The following is a 15,122-nucleotide window of genomic DNA, read 5'->3' as shown; positions in this document are numbered from 1 at the left end:
GGTGAACTCAATGTGTCGGAACGGTGCATCCCGTGTACTTTCTAGGCTACGACGAGCCAGTTCGGCTTCCGGTGGACTGCTGTTAACTTTTTGTTGATTCGCGGTTCGGCTACAACTAGGGAATGGTTCCTAGCGTCTTGGGCGTGCCACCAAGTTCAACGAAGCTCCCGCGCATTGCCGTCCTCGCGGACTCGGACACCCGATGGAAATGGGGTGCCCTGACCGCGCGCCGTATTGCCCCGGGCCAGTCCATGGAAGCCGTATCGGGCGACGGCTCGCAAGTCCCGTCCGGCCTGGACGGTTTTCTGCTGCGCGGACGGGCCACTCCCACGGCCCGCCAGCTCGCCGAGGTCGGTGTCCCCGCGGACTCCCTGCGTGAGGTCACCGCCGTCGAGTTCCTGCGGATCATGGACAAGGAGTCGTACGACATCCTGGTCCTGTCCCTGGTCGGCGGCGGCGTACAGGCGATGCTGCACGGGCTGAAGCGGATCTGGGAGGACCGGCCGCAGCGGCCGGTCGTCGTCACCGGATACGTGGGCGTCGTGTACGAGAAGCTCGCCGACGGTCTGCTGCTGCGGCACGGCGCGGACCTCGTGCTCGCCAACTCCCGCCAGGACGCCGAGCGTTTCCGCGGTGTCTACGAGGGGGTCGGCGCCGACGCCTCCGCGGTGACCGAGGTGGCACTTCCGTTCCTCGGCGGCGCGCCCTACACCGGCGAGCACGACCCGTACACCGTCGTCTTCGCCGCCCAGCCCTCGGTACCCGACAGCCGCAAGGACCGTACGTACCTGCTGGACCGGATGATCAAGCACGCGCGGCTGCACCCCGAGCGCGAGGTGCTGCTCAAGCTGCGCTCCCGGCCCGGCGAGCACACCACCCACATCGAAGAGCTGCCCTACCAGAAGCTGGCCCAGCGCCACGACGAGCTGCCGCCCAACTTCAAGCTCGTCTACGGCAACATGGGCGAGGTCCTCGACCGCACCGACCTGCTGGTCACCGTCAGCTCGACGGCCGCGCTGGAGTCCCTGCACCGCCGTATCCCGACCGTCGTCCTGTCCGACCTCGGGGTCCGCGAGGTGCTCGGCAACCACCACTTCGTCGGTTCCGGCTGCCTCGCCTCCTGGGACCAGCTCGACGAGGGCCACCGGCCCGAGCCGGACGAGGAGTGGGTGGCCCGGCAGGGGGTCGTCGCCGACGGGTCGTACGAGACGGCGTTCGACGCGGCGCGCAAGAAGATCAGCCGGCTGCTCGGGGCGCCCGGGGGGCTTGCGCCGCTCACGCCGTACTACACGCCGGCCACCGCGCCCGGGTATCTGCCGGGGATCCTTGCCCGGCATCACCTCGGTCCCGACGGGACGCCGCTGCCGGGGGCTCCCGCGCACGACAAGGACCCCGGTGCCGTTCGGCAGATAGTGCGGCGGGCCGCGCGCGGGGCGTATCGGCACGGGGTGCAGCGGGTGGCGCCGGTCATCCGGCGGATGGGGGAGCTGTGAGTGCCGCCCACGGGGCTGCCGGGTCCGGTCCCACCGCGGGTGCGGCGCCGTCGGGGCTGGTCGCGCAGTTCCCCGCGCCCCCAGGCGGCGGCTCCGCCGCCGTCGGAAGTGGCGGGTCCGCCGCCGTCGACGGGGGCTCGCCCCTTCAGAGCGGCAGCGTTGCCGTTTCCTCGCAATCTGTTCAAGGAGTAGTTCCCATGGCCAATCCGGAAGCGGGACACGGCGCGACGGTGCGCCGGGTGCTCGCGGTGATCCCCGCGCGTGGCGGTTCCAAGGGCGTGCCCGCGAAGAACCTCGCGTCCGTCGGCGGGGTGCCGCTGGTGGCCCGCGCGGTCCGCGAGTGCGTCGCCAGCCGGCTGGTGACCGACGTCGTCGTCTCCACCGACGACCAGGGCATCGCCGCCGCCGCCCGCCAGGCCGGCGCCGAGGTCGTGCTGCGGCCCGCCGCCATCGCCGGGGACACCGCCACCTCCGAGGCGGCCGTACTGCACGCCATGGACGCCCACGAGGCGCTGCACGGCTCCGCCGTCGACGTGGTGCTGCTCGTCCAGTGCACCAGCCCCTTCCTGGTCCGCGAGGACATCGACGGCGTGGTCGGCGCGATCCTGCACAACGGCGCCGACACCGCCGTCACGGTCGCCCCCTTCCACGGCTTCGTCTGGCGCAACGCCGACGACGAGGCCGCCGACCTCGGCGCCGAACCCACCGGCGGCTACGGCGTCAACCACGACAAGTCGTTCCGCCCCCGCCGCCAGGACCGCCCCCAGGACTTCCTGGAGACCGGCGCCGCCTACGCCATGGCCGCGCCCGGCTTCCGCGAGCACCAGCACCGCTTCTTCGGCCGCACCGAGCTGGTGCGCACCGACCCCGCGCGCGTGCTGGAGATCGACGACCCGCACGAGCTCGCGCGGGCCCGCGCGCTGGCCCCGCTCTTCGACGCGGACCGGCCCGGCGCACTGCCGACCGCCGACGACATCGACGCGGTCGTACTCGACTTCGACGGCACCCAGACCGATGACCGGGTGCTGATCGACTCCGACGGACGGGAGTTCGTCGCCGTGCACCGCGGCGACGGACTGGGCATCGCCGCGCTGCGCAACAGCGGCCTGAAGATGCTCGTCCTGTCCACGGAACAGAATCCGGTCGTGGCCGCGAGGGCCCGGAAGCTCAAGCTCCCGGTGCTGCACGGCATCGACCGGAAGGACCTCGCACTCAAGCAGTGGTGCGAGGAGCAGGGCATCGCGCCGGAGCGCGTGCTCTACGTCGGTAACGACGTCAACGACCTCCCGTGCTTCGCCCTCGTGGGCTGGCCCGTGGCGGTCGCGAGCGCCCACGACGTCGTGCGCGGCGCCGCACGAGCGGTCACCACCGTCTCCGGCGGCGACGGCGCGATCCGAGAGATCGCCGGCTGGATCCTCGGTCCCTCTCTCGACTCCCTCGACAAGTAAGGAACACCCTGTCATGACCTCCAACTCCCGCATCCGTTCGTTCGGTTCGCGCGAAGTCGGCCCCGGCAAGCCCGTCTACGTCTGTGGCGAGATCGGCATCAACCACAACGGTGAGCTGGAGAACGCCTTCAAGCTGATCGACGTGGCCGCCGAGGCCGGCTGCGACGCGGTCAAGTTCCAGAAGCGCACCCCGGAGATCTGCACCCCGCGCGACCAGTGGGACATCGAGCGCGACACCCCCTGGGGCCGGATGACCTACATCGACTACCGCCACCGCGTGGAGTTCGGTGAGGACGACTACCGCAAGATCGACGAGTACTGCAAGAGCAAGAACATCGACTGGTTCGCCTCCCCGTGGGACACCGAGGCCGTCGCGTTCCTGGAGAAGTTCGACGTCCCGGCCCACAAGGTCGCCTCCGCCTCCCTCACCGACGACGAGCTGCTGAAGGCGCTGCGCGCCACCGGCCGCGCGGTGATCCTCTCCACCGGTATGTCGACCCCGCGCCAGATCCGCCACGCGGTCGAGGTCCTCGGCTCGGACAACATCCTTATGTGCCACGCCACTTCGACGTACCCGGCGAAGGCAGAGGAGCTCAACCTCCGTGTGATCAACACGCTGGAGAAGGAGTTCCCGAACGTGCCGATCGGCTACTCCGGCCACGAGACGGGCCTCCAGACCACCCTCGCCGCGGTCGCCCTCGGCGCCACGTTCGTCGAGCGCCACATCACCCTGGACCGCGCGATGTGGGGCTCCGACCAGGCCGCCTCCGTCGAGCCGCAGGGCCTCGTGCGTCTCGTCCGCGACATCCGTACCATCGAGGCCTCCCTCGGTGACGGCGTCAAGAAGGTCTACGACTCCGAGCTCGGCCCGATGAAGAAGCTGCGCCGCGTCAGCGGTGTCGTCGCCGAAGCGGAGATCGCGGCCGCCGCCGGCGAGCCCGTACAGGTCTGAGCTCCACCCCAACCGAACACGCATTGACGACGGGACGGTCGTACGAGGATGAGCCCTCGCGCCGGGAACACCGGCACCCGCATCGACGGGACCCACACTCTCGCGTTCGTGGAGAGTCCGGTACAGCTGCTGAACGTGCTGGAGTGGGCCCACGCTCACGCGCCCGGTGCGGGACTCACCCTCGTGGTCCTGTCGCCCCTCGACCCCATGACCCGTGGCCAGCTGCGCCGGATGGCGGAGCTGGCCCGGGAAGAGGGGTACGAGGTGCGCTGGGAGGAGGCGCGGGGCGGCAGTGCCGCGCCGTTCCACACCATCGGCGGTCTGGTGGGAGCGCTCCGCAAGGCCGACCGGATCGTCATGGGCGACCCGTTCTCCCGTTACGTACAGCTGTTGCTCACCATCACCCGCGCCCGTGACCTGGTCGTCGTCGACGACGGCACGGCCACGATGGAGTTCGTCACCCAGCTCGCCCGCGGTGAGCGTCTGGTGCGCTGGCACCGCAAGGGCAGCCGGCAGGGCCCGCGCGACCTGCTGTTCGCGCCGGTGTCGTCCGCGGCGAGACGGCGCCTGACTCCGGTGGAGAACCGCCGGGTCGAGGTGTTCTCCTCGATGCCGATCGAGGAGGTGCCGGGCGGTGTCACCATCACCACCAACGACTTCTCCTGGACCCGGACCCGGTTCGGCCCCCCGCGCATCACCAAGGGCGCCGACATGGTCGGTACGTCCCTGGTGGAGACCGGGGTCGTCGACGGCGACCGCTATCTGGCGGCCGTCCAGGGCCTGGCCAAGACGCACGGCGCCGCCCGCTACTTCGCGCACCGCCGCGAGAGCACCGAGAAGCTGCACCGGCTGGCCGTGGAGACGGGCCTTGAGATCGTCCGCCCGGATCTGCCGCTGGAGCTGATCGCCCGGCGCGGCCCGATCGGGCGCACCATCCTCAGCTTCCCCTCGACGGTCGTCCACACCCTGCCGCTGGCCCTGGTCGGCACCGACGTGAAGGTCGCCGTCTGCGACATCGACCCCGCCTGGCTCACCCAGAACGCCTCCCCAAGAGCCCAGGGCTTCCTCTCCGGCGTCACGGGCACGGCGAAAGACGTCCACCGCCTGTCATCAACCCCCCACCCCCGCTCCCCCCGCCCAGAACCAGTCTGACAAGCACCACCGCCGCGTGCCCTCCCGCCGCCGGGGTCGGCTGACGCCGAGAAGGGGCGCGGGGAACTGCGCGAAAAGCCACAACGCACCCGCACCGCCCCACCGGCGCTGGCTCAGGCCCCTTGCGGCGCGTGCCCTCCTGGTGCCGGCCCGGCTGACGCCGAAAAGGGGGCGCGGGGAACTGCGCGAAAAGCCACAACGCACCCGCACCGCCCCACCGGCGCCGGCTGAGACCCCTTGAGGCGCGTGCCCTCCCGCCCCCGGGGGCCGACTGACGCCGAGAAGGGGCGCGGGGAACTGCGCGACAAGCCACAACGCACCCGCACCGCCCCACCGGCGCCGGCCCCCTACGGCTTGGACGCCAGCACAAACGCCCGGGGCCGAGTTTCCTCCCCCTCCGCCTCCCGGAGGGCCCGCGCTCCTACCGTCAACCCCGCCTTGGCCAGACACTCCACCACCGTGTCCACACCCCGCACGTGGAAGTCGAGCGAGATGCCCCGCCCGAACCGCTCACTGATCCGCATCACCTCGTCCACGTCCCCCGACTGAAACCCCAGCAACACCGGCGCCCCAACCACCAGCACCCGCCGGAACTCCTCGAACAACGCCACCAGATGATCGTCCGGCACATGGATGATCGAGTACAGCGCGAGCACCCCACCCAGCGTCCCGTCCGGCAGGTCCAACGCGGTCATCGACCCGACATGAAACCGCAGCCCCGGATGCGCCCGCCGTGCCACCTCCACCATTCGGGGGGACACGTCGACCCCGAAGACGGGCACGTCCAGCGCGTGCAGCCGGGCCGTCACATCACCGGGCCCCGAGCCCAGGTCGGCGACGGGCCGAGGCGCGTGCTTCCGGGACAGCTCGGCGAACGCGGCGAGCAGGGCCCGGTCCAGCGGCCGCCCCGCCGTCCCGTCCGGGTGGCGCGCGGCGTACTCGGGAGCGATCGTGTCGTACGAGGCACGGGTGGCGGGCACGAAGTCCGGGGTCGGTAAGCCCCTGCGGTCGGTCACACGCCCGCACGCTACCGAGTTTCCGCGGCGCCGACCTCCCACAGTCCGGTCCCGACAGGTGAACAGTCCGGCAAGCTTCGAGGCAGGCGTGGTATCCGTGGAGGGTGGGACGCTTCGCGATCCGACCCTTCAAGATCCATCCGAAGGGAAAAATCGGGGAGTTTACCCATCCAAGTCCACAGCTATGCCACAGACGGCCAGATTTTCTTCCCCTAACGGGTTGAACTTTTGTTGATCGTGGGTCAGTTGGCCGTCCCGGCGTCCTACCCTTCAGAGGGTGAAGCAACTGATGTCCCCAGAGTCCGAGGTCGACCTCCCCGGGGAGCCCGTGCCCGGCACGCTGCCGGAGGCGCTGCGTGCCGAACTCGTCGCCTTCCGTCGCGACTTGCACATGCACCCGGAGCTCGGCAACCAGGAGTTCCGCACCACCGCCGCGATCAAGGCCCGCCTGGAGAAGGCCGGCCTCCGGCCGAGGGTGCTCGCCGTGGGCACGGGACTCGTCTGTGACATCGGGGTACCGGACGACGCCGCCGAGGCGCCCGCCGGCATGCTCGCGCTGCGCGCCGACATCGACGCCCTGCCCATCCCGGACGCCAAGACGGAGTGCGCGTACCGCTCCACCGTGCCGGACCGGGCGCACGCCTGCGGCCACGACGTACACACCACGGCCGTGCTGGGCGCCGGGCTGGTCCTGGCCGGGCTGCACCGCGAGGGGCGGCTGCCGCGGCCGGTGCGGCTGATCTTCCAGCCCGCCGAGGAGGTGCTGCCGGGCGGCGCCGCCGACGCGATCGAGTGCGGGGCGCTGGACGGGGTCGGGCGGATCATCGCCGTGCACTGCGACCCGCGCGTGGACGCGGGCCGGATCGGGCTGCGGGCCGGTGCGATCACCTCCGCGTGCGACCGGCTGGAGATCGCGCTGGACGGGCCCGGTGGCCACACGGCGCGTCCGCACCTGACCACGGACCTCGTCACGGCCGTCGCCCGGGTCGTCACGGACGTGCCCGCGATCGTCGCCCGGCGGGTCGACACGCGCAGCGGGATGGCCGTGACCTGGGGTCGGATCGAGTCGGGCCACGCCCCGAACGTCATCCCGCAGCACGCCGAGCTGTCCGGCACGGTGCGGTGCCTGGACCTCGCGGCGTGGCGGCTGGCGCCGGACGTCGTGCACGCGGCGATCGACGAGGTGGCGAACCTGCACCGGGCCAAGTCGGAGATCACGTATGTCCGTGGGGTGCCGCCGGTGGTGAACGACGCGTCGGTCACGGAGCTGCTGCGGGACGCGATGGCCGTGCGGCGCGGGATCGACTCCGTCGAGGACACCGAGCAGAGTCTGGGGGGCGAGGACTTCTCCTGGTACCTGGAGCGGGTGCCGGGGGCGATGGCGCGGCTCGGGGTGCGGACGCCGGGTGAGCGTACGGTCCGGGACCTGCACCAGGGTGACTTCGACGTGGACGAGTCCGCGATCACGGTGGGCGTGGAGCTGTTCACCGCGGCGGCCCTGATCGACGGGGGCCGCTAGTCGGTCGCCCGCGGGCCCGGTGGGGGCTGGTCGCGCAGTTCCCCGCGCCCCTGACAGCCCGCGTAGCCGCGGGCATGCGTGCCGCCTGGGGCGATGGGGGAGGGTGGGCGCGGCGGCACCCCGTCGCGCCGGGCCGCGCAACGCCCCCGCCTGTCCCGGCGGCACGCCCGCTCGCGCCGGGCCCCGCAGCGTCCCGCCCGCCCCCACCCCCATTCGTTGTCAAAACGACGCATTCCCTCCGGTTGCGGTCGGCGGCCGGGCGGGACAGCCTGGCCGCAGAGGCCTGCCCCGCGCACACCATCCGATCCGGTGGTTCACAGGGACGTAACCGGCCATCGGCACGAATGGATAACGGCCACGCGATACCCCGTTCCCAGGAGTGTCTACGCGCGTTAATGTGCGCCGAACTCAGCACCCACTGCGGGGCTTTGGAGAATGGGGAACTTCAGATGCGTCGGATATCCAAACTGACCCGCGTCGCGGTGGGGGTCGCGTCGCTCGCACTCGCCGCCACCGCCTGCGGAGGCACCAGCAGCGACAGCGGCTCGGACGGCGGCGAGTCCAAGGAGGACCTCGGCCTCGCGATCGCCTACGACATCGGCGGCAAGGGCGACCAGTCCTTCAACGACGCCGCGTTCGCCGGTCTGGAGAAGGCCCAGAAGGAGTTCGGTTACAAGACCGACGACGTCGAGCCCACCGAGGGCGAGACCGACGCCGACAAGGAACAGCGGCTGTCGTCGCTGGCCAAGCAGGGCTACAACCCCGTGATCGGCATCGGCTTCGCCTACGGCCCCGCGATGGAGGCCGTCGCCTCGAAGTACCCCGACACCACCTTCGGCATCGTCGACTCCGTGGTCGAGGGCGACAACGTCGCCTCCCTCGTCTTCGCGGAGGAGCAGGCCTCCTACCTCGCCGGCGTCGCCGCCGCGAAGGCCACCAAGACCAACACCGTCGGTTTCGTCGGCGGTGTCGACATCCCCCTGATCCACAAGTTCGAGGCCGGCTACAAGCAGGGCGTCGAGGAGACCAGTGGCGGCAAGGTCAAGGTCGTCTCGCAGTACCTGACGCAGACCGCCGAGGAGGGTGGCTTCTCCAGCCCCGACAAGGGCAAGGCCGCCGCCGAGGGCCAGATCGAGAAGAACGCCGACGTCGTATACCAGGCGGCCGGTCTCTCCGGTCAGGGTGTGATCGAGGCCGCCGCGAAGGCGAAGGTCTGGGCGATCGGCGTCGACTCCGACCAGTACCAGCAGGAAGCGCTGGCGGCGTACAAGGACTACATCCTCACCTCCGCGCTCAAGGACGTCGGCGGCGCGGTGTACTCGCTCGCAAAGTCCGTCGAGGACGGCAAGCCGCTGACCGGCACCCAGACCTTCGACCTGAAGGTGGACGGCGTCGGCCTCGCGGACAGCAACCCGAAGTTCGCCGAGGTCGCGGGCCTCACGGACGCCGTGGCCAAGGCCAAGGCGGGCATCATCGACGGCACCATCAAGGTCCGGACCGAGTAGCCGGCGGCTGACCCCCACCCGGCCGTCCGGTCCTGCCCGAACGGGCGAAAACGGCCAAGCCGTACGAAGCGGGCGGGCACCCCCGGTGCCCGCCCGCTTCGGCGTTCCCGCCGCAGGTCGTCCGCGGTCCCCTCCCTTTGCGGGAGGCAAGGCTCCGGGAGCGGCCCGTACGGCGTTGGGCACGGGCGGATAACAAGGTGGACAGAAGGGGTTTTCAGGCAGGTCTACGCGCGTTAATCTGCGGCGAAACCAGCGCCGAAGCTGATCCTGGCTGAACCGTCCGGCGCTTGTACGACAGGAGCACCTCACATGCGCCGGATTTCCCGGATCACGGTCGCAGGCGCAGCGACCGCCTCGCTGGCCCTCGCGCTCGCCGCCTGCGGTGGCACCTCGACCTCCAGCTCCTCCTCCTCGGAGTCGGACGCCGACAAGGGCCTCGCCATCGCCTACGACGTCGGCGGCAAGGGCGACCAGTCCTTCAACGACGCCGCGTACGCCGGTCTGGAGCAGGCGCAGAAGGAGTTCGGCTACCAGACCGAGGACGTCGAGCCGACCGAGGGCGAGACCGACGCGGACAAGCAGCAGCGCCTGGAGTCGCTCGCCAAGCAGGGCTACAACCCGGTGGTCGGCGTCGGCTACGCCTACGCGGCGGCCCTCAAGGGCGCGGCGGAGAAGTTCCCCGACACCACCTTCGGCATCGTGGACGACTCCACGATCGAGGCGAAGAACGTCGCGGACATGGTCTTCTCCGAGGAGCAGGCCTCGTACCTGGCCGGCGTCGCGGCCGCCAAGACCACCAAGAGCGATGTCGTCGGCTTTGTGGGCGGTGTGGACATTCCGCTGATCCACAAGTTCCAGGCGGGCTTCGAGCAGGGCGTCAAGGACACCAACCCCAAGGCGCAGGTGCTCTCGCAGTACCTCACGCAGACCGCCGAGGAGGGTGGCTTCTCCAGCCCCGACAAGGGCAAGACGGCCGCCGAGGGCCAGATCGAGAAGAAGGCCGACGTGGTCTACGCGGCCGCCGGTCTGTCCGGTCAGGGTGTCATCGAGGCCGCCTCCGCCAACAAGGTGTGGGCGATCGGTGTCGACTCCGACCAGTACAAGCAGGAAGCCCTCGCCAAGTACAAGGACGCCATCCTCACCTCGGCGATGAAGGACGTCGCCAAGGCGGTGTACAACCTGGCGAAGTCGGTCGAGGACGGCACGCCCCAGACCGGTATCGTCAGGGGCGATCTGAAGACCGGCGAGGTCGGACTCTCGGACTCCAACCCGAAGTTCGCGGACAACACCGAGCTCCAGAACGCCATTGACACGGCCAAGGAGAAGATCATCAGCGGCGAGATCAAGGTCAAGAGCAGCTGACCGACGAGCGGTCGGAGCAGCGGGTAACCGCGGGGTTACGTCGGCTCAACGGGGTACGGGGAGGATGCCTCCCTGTACCCCGTTGTGCAGGATCGTCACCCCTTCGTATGCCGTAGGGGCGCTACGCGTGTAGACGACCCCCGTCCTCATGGAGTGTGCGCCATCAAAGCGTCCAGCAGCCCTCCGGCCCCAGCGGCTGCGGGCGGTCGGGTCACCGCCGTCGAGCTCGCCGGGATCACCAAGCGTTTCCCCGGTGTCGTGGCCAACCACGACATCCACCTCACCGTCCGCAAAGGCACCGTGCACGCCCTCGTCGGCGAGAACGGCGCCGGCAAGTCGACCCTGATGAAGATCCTCTACGGCATGCAGAAGCCGGACGAGGGCACCATCGCGATCGACGGCGAGCAGGTGACGTTCTCGTCGCCCGCCGACGCCATCGCGCGCGGCATCGGCATGGTCCACCAGCACTTCATGCTGGCCGACAACCTCACCGTGCTGGAGAACGTGGTCCTCGGCAGCGAGAAGCTGCACGGCATCGGCGCCCGCGCCCGCCGCCGGATCAAGGAGCTCTCCGAGCGCTACGGCCTCGGCGTCAGGCCCGACCTGCTGGTCGAGGAGCTCGGCGTCGCCGCCCGCCAGCGGGTGGAGATCCTCAAGGTCCTCTACCGCGGCGCCACCACCCTGATCCTGGACGAGCCGACGGCCGTACTCGTGCCGCAGGAGGTCGACGCCCTCTTCGCCAACCTGCGCGAGCTCAAGTCCGAGGGCCTGGCCGTCATCTTCATCTCCCACAAGCTGGGCGAGGTGCTCTCCGTCGCCGACGAGATCACCGTCATCCGCCGCGGCACCACGGTCGGTACGGCCGTCCCCGCCGAGACCACCTCCCGCCAGCTCGCCGAGATGATGGTCGGCAGCGAGCTGCCCACGCCGGAGACCGCCGAGTCCACGGTCACCGACCGCCCGGTCCTCACCGTCGACGGGCTGCGGCTCGCCGCACCCGGCGGCAAGGCCCTCCTGGACGACATCACCTTCACCATCCACGCGGGCGAGATCCTCGGCATCGCCGGCGTCGAGGGCAACGGCCAGACCGAGCTGGTCGACGCGCTCATCGGCCTCAGGTCCGCCGACTCCGGCACGATCAGCCTGGTCGACGACGAGATCACCGGCTGGGCCACCCGCAAGCGCCGCGAACACGGCATCGGGTACATCCCCGAGGACCGGCACCGCCACGGACTGCTCCTGGAGGCCCCCCTCTGGGAGAACCGCATCCTCGGCCATGTCACCGAGAAGCCCAACGCCAAGGGCGTCTGGCTGGACCCCAAGGCCGCGCAGGCGGACACCCGCAGGATCGTCGAGGCCTACGACGTCCGCACACCCGGCATCGACGTCACCGCCTCCTCGCTGTCCGGCGGCAACCAGCAGAAGCTGATCGTCGGCCGCGAGATGAGCCACAAGCCGCGCTTCCTGATCGCCTCGCACCCCACCCGCGGTGTGGACGTCGGCGCGCAGGCCGCGATCTGGGACCACATCCGCGAGGCCCGCCGCGAGGGGCTCGCCGTGCTGCTGATCTCCGCCGACCTGGACGAGCTGATCGGCCTGTCCGACACCCTCCGGGTGATCTACGACGGCAAGCTGGTCGCCGACGCCGACCCGGCCACCGTCACGCCCGAGGAACTGGGCTCGGCGATGACCGGCGCGGTCACCGGCCACCTGGAGAGCGCCGAAAGCGACGCCGCCGGCAGCGACTCCGAGACCGCCGGCCACGCAGAGCACCCGGCAGACACCCCCGAGACTCCCGACCTCCGCAAGTCTCCCGAGTCCGGCGAAGACGAGGCCCGCTGATGAAGAAGTTCGACAAGGAGCGGCTGCTCCTCGCCGTGGCCGGACCGGTCATCGCGCTCGCCGTGGCCTTTGTGCTCAGCGCGATCGTGCTGATCGCGTCCGGCAAGAACCCGGTCGAGCCGTTCACGATCATGTTCGAGCAGGCCGGCTTCTCGGACATCCAGGTCCTGATCATCAACCAGGCCTCGCTGTACTACATCGCGGCGCTCGCGGTGGCCATCGGCTTCCGGATGAACCTGTTCAACATCGGCGTCGACGGCCAGTACCAGCTCGCCGCCATGATGGCCGCCGTCGTCGGCGCGCACGCCAACCTGCCGGCCGCGCTCCAGGTCCCGCTGCTGATCCTGACCGCCGTGTGCACCGGCGCCTTCTGGTCCGGCATCGCCGGTGTCCTCAAGATCACCCGTGGGGTCAGCGAGGTCGTCGCGACCATCATGCTCAACGCGATCGCCACCTCGGTCATCGCCTACCTGTGGCTGCCCGACGTCTTCGGTGTGAAGGTCGGCAACAACAACACCACCGGCGAGATGCACGAGTCGGGCTGGGTGCCCGGCATCGACATGGGCGACGCGGGCGAGATCTACGGCCTGGTGATCCTCGCCGTGCTGCTCGGCATCGGCTACTGGATCGTCCTCAACCGCACCCGCTTCGGCTTCGACCTGCGCGCCTCCGGCGCCTCCGAGACCGCCGCCGCGGCCAGCGGTGTCGACCCCAAGCGGATGGTGCTCACCGCCATGCTGATCTCCGGCGGCCTCGCCGGACTCGCGGGCCTGCCGATCCTGCTCGGCGACACCCACACCTACAGCCTCAACTTCCCGACCGGCATCGGCTTCCTGGGCATCGGCATCGCCCTGCTCGGCCGCAACAACCCGGTCGGCATCGCCTTCGCCGCCCTGCTGTGGGCCTGGCTCGACAAGGCCTCGCCCGAACTGGACTTCCACGACTACGACAAGGAGATCGCGGTCATCATGCAGGGCCTGATCGTCCTCTCGGTCGTCGTCTCCTACGAGGCCGTCCGCGAATGGGGCCTGCGCCGCCAGCAGCGCCGCGTCGGCGCCGAACTCGCCGCCGGTCATGTCCTCGGTGCCGACAACTCCACGAAGGAGGTGGCCGGCCGATGACCACCGTGACCGACCTCAACCAGCCCTCGCTCCAGCCCGCGGCACCGACCGGCCGTCGCCTGTCGCTGTCCGTCCTGATGCTGGTCATCGCGGGCGCCCTGGCCCTGACCTCGCTGGTCCGGATCATCACCGGCGCCGACGGCATCACCAACGTCAGCCAGATGTCCACCGCGCTCCAGCTCGCCGTGCCGATCGGCCTCGCCGGTCTGGGCGGTCTGTGGGCCGAGCGCGCGGGGGTCGTCAACATCGGCCTCGAGGGCATGATGATCCTGGGCACCTGGTTCGGCGCCTGGGCCGGCTTCCAGTGGGGCCCGTGGACCGGCGTCCTCGTCGGGATCATCGGCGGCTGCATCGGCGGTCTGCTGCACGCCGTCGTCACCATCACCTTCAACGTCAACCACATCGTCTCCGGTGTGGCGATCAACATCCTCGCCCTCGGCGCCACCCGCTACCTCGCACCCCTCGCCTTCGAGGGCCACTCGGGTGGCTCCGCCAAGCAGTCCCCGGCGGTCGACTCCCTCGGCCACTTCACCGTGCCGGGGCTCTCCGACTGGCTCCGGGACCTCAACGCCCACGGCTGGTTCCTGATCTCCGACATCGCGGGCCTGCTCGGCGGCCTGGTCACCAACGTGTCCTGGCTGACCCTGATCGCCGTCGCGCTGATCCCCGCCACCTGGTGGATCCTGTGGCGCACCGCCTTCGGACTGCGGCTGCGGTCCTGCGGCGAGAACCCGGTCGCCGCCGAGTCCCTCGGCGTCAACGTCTACAAGTACAAGTACCTGGCCGTCATCATCTCCGGCGGACTGGCCGGCCTCGGCGGGGTCTTCCTCTCCATCGTCGCCAACCCCTTCTATCTGGAGGGCCAGGTCAGCGGCCGCGGTTACATCGGCCTCGCCGCGATGATCTTCGGCAACTGGATGCCGGGCGGACTCGCCATCGGCGCGGGCCTGTTCGGCTACACCGACAGCCTCAACCTGCGCGGCGGCTCCGAGAACGTGCACGCCCTGCTGCTGCTCGGCGCGCTGCTGCTGCTCATCGGCGCGATCTGGATGGCCGTACGCAAGAAGTACGTCCAGGCCGTCATCACCCTCGTCGTCGGCGCCCTGGTCTTCGCCTGGTACGCCGGCACCAACGAGGTGCCCAACCAGGTCGTCTCCGCGACGCCGTACGTCATCACGCTCGTGGTGCTCGCCCTGTCGGCGCAGCGCCTGCGGATGCCCAAGGCGGACGGCATGCCGTACCGCAAGGGGCAGGGCAAGTGAGCCCGGCCGCCGACCCCGACTGGGCGGCGCTGCGCCGGCTGGCCCGCGAGGCCATGACCCGCGCGTACGCCCCCTACTCCGGCTACCCGGTCGGGGTCGCGGCCCTCGTCGACGACGGCCGTACGGTCTCCGGCTGCAACGTCGAGAACGCCTCCTACGGGCTCAGCCTGTGCGCCGAGTGCGGCCTCGTCTCGGAGCTCCAGCGCACCGGCGGCGGCCGGCTGACGCACTTCACCTGCGTCGACGGCGAGGGCGACATCCTCGTCCCGTGCGGCCGCTGCCGCCAGCTGCTGTACGAGTTCGGCGGCCCCGACCTGCTGTTGGAGACCCCCGCGGGGATCCTGCCGCTGTCGGAGATGCTCCCGCAGGCCTTCGGTCCCGGGCATCTCGCCGGACAGGACACGTAGGACACGCAGGACACGCAGTCGTCCGCGGCCCCTCCGGACCATC

The 15,122-nt window shown here is 70.4% G+C and carries 12 protein-coding genes; 11 read left to right on the top strand and 1 reads right to left on the bottom strand.

Translation table 11 applies throughout. From position 1 onward, the window contains the following. Nucleotides 1-143: 143 nt before the first annotated feature. The 4 genes from ACIQAC_RS12580 to ACIQAC_RS12565 all read left to right on the top strand — a co-directional run bounded on the left by ACIQAC_RS12580 (nucleotide 144) and on the right by ACIQAC_RS12565 (nucleotide 5,045). On the top strand, nucleotides 144-1,493 hold the full coding sequence (locus ACIQAC_RS12580) for a DUF6716 putative glycosyltransferase (RefSeq protein ID WP_402189746.1): 1,350 nt from the start codon (nucleotides 144-146) through the stop codon (nucleotides 1,491-1,493). A 197-nt stretch (nucleotides 1,494-1,690) separates the two neighbouring features. Next, nucleotides 1,691-2,941: a cytidylyltransferase domain-containing protein gene (locus ACIQAC_RS12575; protein WP_402189744.1), complete on the top strand. Its 1,251-nt coding sequence runs from the start codon at nucleotides 1,691-1,693 to the stop codon at nucleotides 2,939-2,941. Between the two features lie 13 nt (nucleotides 2,942-2,954). Next, nucleotides 2,955-3,893, top strand: a complete 939-nt coding sequence (locus ACIQAC_RS12570; protein WP_402189742.1) for an N-acetylneuraminate synthase family protein — start codon at nucleotides 2,955-2,957, stop codon at nucleotides 3,891-3,893. A gap of 48 nt (nucleotides 3,894-3,941) precedes the next feature. Beyond that, nucleotides 3,942-5,045: a hypothetical protein gene (locus ACIQAC_RS12565; RefSeq protein WP_402189740.1), complete on the top strand. Its 1,104-nt coding sequence runs from the start codon at nucleotides 3,942-3,944 to the stop codon at nucleotides 5,043-5,045. A 347-nt stretch (nucleotides 5,046-5,392) separates the two neighbouring features. Here the strand turns inward: ACIQAC_RS12565 and ACIQAC_RS12560 are convergent, their stop codons facing one another. Further along, nucleotides 5,393-6,061 carry a class I SAM-dependent methyltransferase gene (locus tag ACIQAC_RS12560; protein ID WP_402189737.1) on the bottom strand — a complete coding sequence of 223 codons (669 nt, stop codon included), beginning with the start codon at nucleotides 6,059-6,061 and terminating at the stop codon, nucleotides 5,393-5,395. Between the two features lie 289 nt (nucleotides 6,062-6,350). Between ACIQAC_RS12560 and ACIQAC_RS12555 the strand changes: the two genes are divergently transcribed. The 7 genes from ACIQAC_RS12555 to ACIQAC_RS12525 all read left to right on the top strand — a co-directional run bounded on the left by ACIQAC_RS12555 (nucleotide 6,351) and on the right by ACIQAC_RS12525 (nucleotide 15,079). Next, nucleotides 6,351-7,580 (top strand): amidohydrolase, encoded by a 1,230-nt coding sequence (locus ACIQAC_RS12555; protein ID WP_402189735.1) that lies wholly within the window; start codon nucleotides 6,351-6,353, stop codon nucleotides 7,578-7,580. Nucleotides 7,581-8,029: 449 nt separating this feature from the next. After that, on the top strand, nucleotides 8,030-9,085 hold the full coding sequence (locus ACIQAC_RS12550; protein WP_402189733.1) for a BMP family protein: 1,056 nt from the start codon (nucleotides 8,030-8,032) through the stop codon (nucleotides 9,083-9,085). 309 nt (nucleotides 9,086-9,394) lie between these two features. Further along, on the top strand, nucleotides 9,395-10,447 hold the full coding sequence (locus tag ACIQAC_RS12545; RefSeq protein WP_402189732.1) for a BMP family protein: 1,053 nt from the start codon (nucleotides 9,395-9,397) through the stop codon (nucleotides 10,445-10,447). A gap of 153 nt (nucleotides 10,448-10,600) precedes the next feature. Further along, nucleotides 10,601-12,289: an ABC transporter ATP-binding protein gene (locus ACIQAC_RS12540; protein ID WP_402189729.1), complete on the top strand. Its 1,689-nt coding sequence runs from the start codon at nucleotides 10,601-10,603 to the stop codon at nucleotides 12,287-12,289. Next, on the top strand, nucleotides 12,289-13,410 hold the full coding sequence (locus tag ACIQAC_RS12535; protein ID WP_402189727.1) for an ABC transporter permease: 1,122 nt from the start codon (nucleotides 12,289-12,291) through the stop codon (nucleotides 13,408-13,410). Before ACIQAC_RS12540 ends, ACIQAC_RS12535 begins: the two co-directional genes overlap by 1 nt. Beyond that, nucleotides 13,407-14,672 carry an ABC transporter permease gene (locus ACIQAC_RS12530; protein ID WP_402189725.1) on the top strand — a complete coding sequence of 422 codons (1,266 nt, stop codon included), beginning with the start codon at nucleotides 13,407-13,409 and terminating at the stop codon, nucleotides 14,670-14,672. Before ACIQAC_RS12535 ends, ACIQAC_RS12530 begins: the two co-directional genes overlap by 4 nt. After that, entirely contained in the window at nucleotides 14,669-15,079 is a 411-nt protein-coding gene (locus ACIQAC_RS12525; RefSeq protein ID WP_402189722.1) for a cytidine deaminase, read from the top strand. The genes ACIQAC_RS12530 and ACIQAC_RS12525 overlap by 4 nt, the downstream gene beginning before the upstream one ends. Nucleotides 15,080-15,122: the final 43 nt, after the last annotated feature.

The sequence above is a fragment of the Streptomyces sp. NPDC088387 genome (assembly GCF_044753385.1).
Taxonomy (GTDB): Bacteria; Actinomycetota; Actinomycetes; order Streptomycetales; family Streptomycetaceae; genus Streptomyces.
This window is presented reverse-complemented; position numbering and strand designations above follow the sequence as displayed.

Excerpts from the sequence above, each read along its gene's own strand:
- ACIQAC_RS12535 (WP_402189727.1), top strand. The coding sequence starts at position 12,289 with ATGAAGAAGTTCGACAAGGAGCGGCTGCTCCTCGCCGTGGCCGGACCG.
- ACIQAC_RS12575 (WP_402189744.1), top strand. The coding sequence starts at position 1,691 with ATGGCCAATCCGGAAGCGGGACACGGCGCGACGGTGCGCCGGGTGCTC.
- ACIQAC_RS12550 (WP_402189733.1), top strand. The coding sequence starts at position 8,030 with ATGCGTCGGATATCCAAACTGACCCGCGTCGCGGTGGGGGTCGCGTCG.
- ACIQAC_RS12530 (WP_402189725.1), top strand. The coding sequence starts at position 13,407 with ATGACCACCGTGACCGACCTCAACCAGCCCTCGCTCCAGCCCGCGGCA.
- ACIQAC_RS12565 (WP_402189740.1), top strand. The coding sequence starts at position 3,942 with ATGAGCCCTCGCGCCGGGAACACCGGCACCCGCATCGACGGGACCCAC.
- ACIQAC_RS12545 (WP_402189732.1), top strand. The coding sequence starts at position 9,395 with ATGCGCCGGATTTCCCGGATCACGGTCGCAGGCGCAGCGACCGCCTCG.
- ACIQAC_RS12570 (WP_402189742.1), top strand. The coding sequence starts at position 2,955 with ATGACCTCCAACTCCCGCATCCGTTCGTTCGGTTCGCGCGAAGTCGGC.
- ACIQAC_RS12555 (WP_402189735.1), top strand. The coding sequence starts at position 6,351 with ATGTCCCCAGAGTCCGAGGTCGACCTCCCCGGGGAGCCCGTGCCCGGC.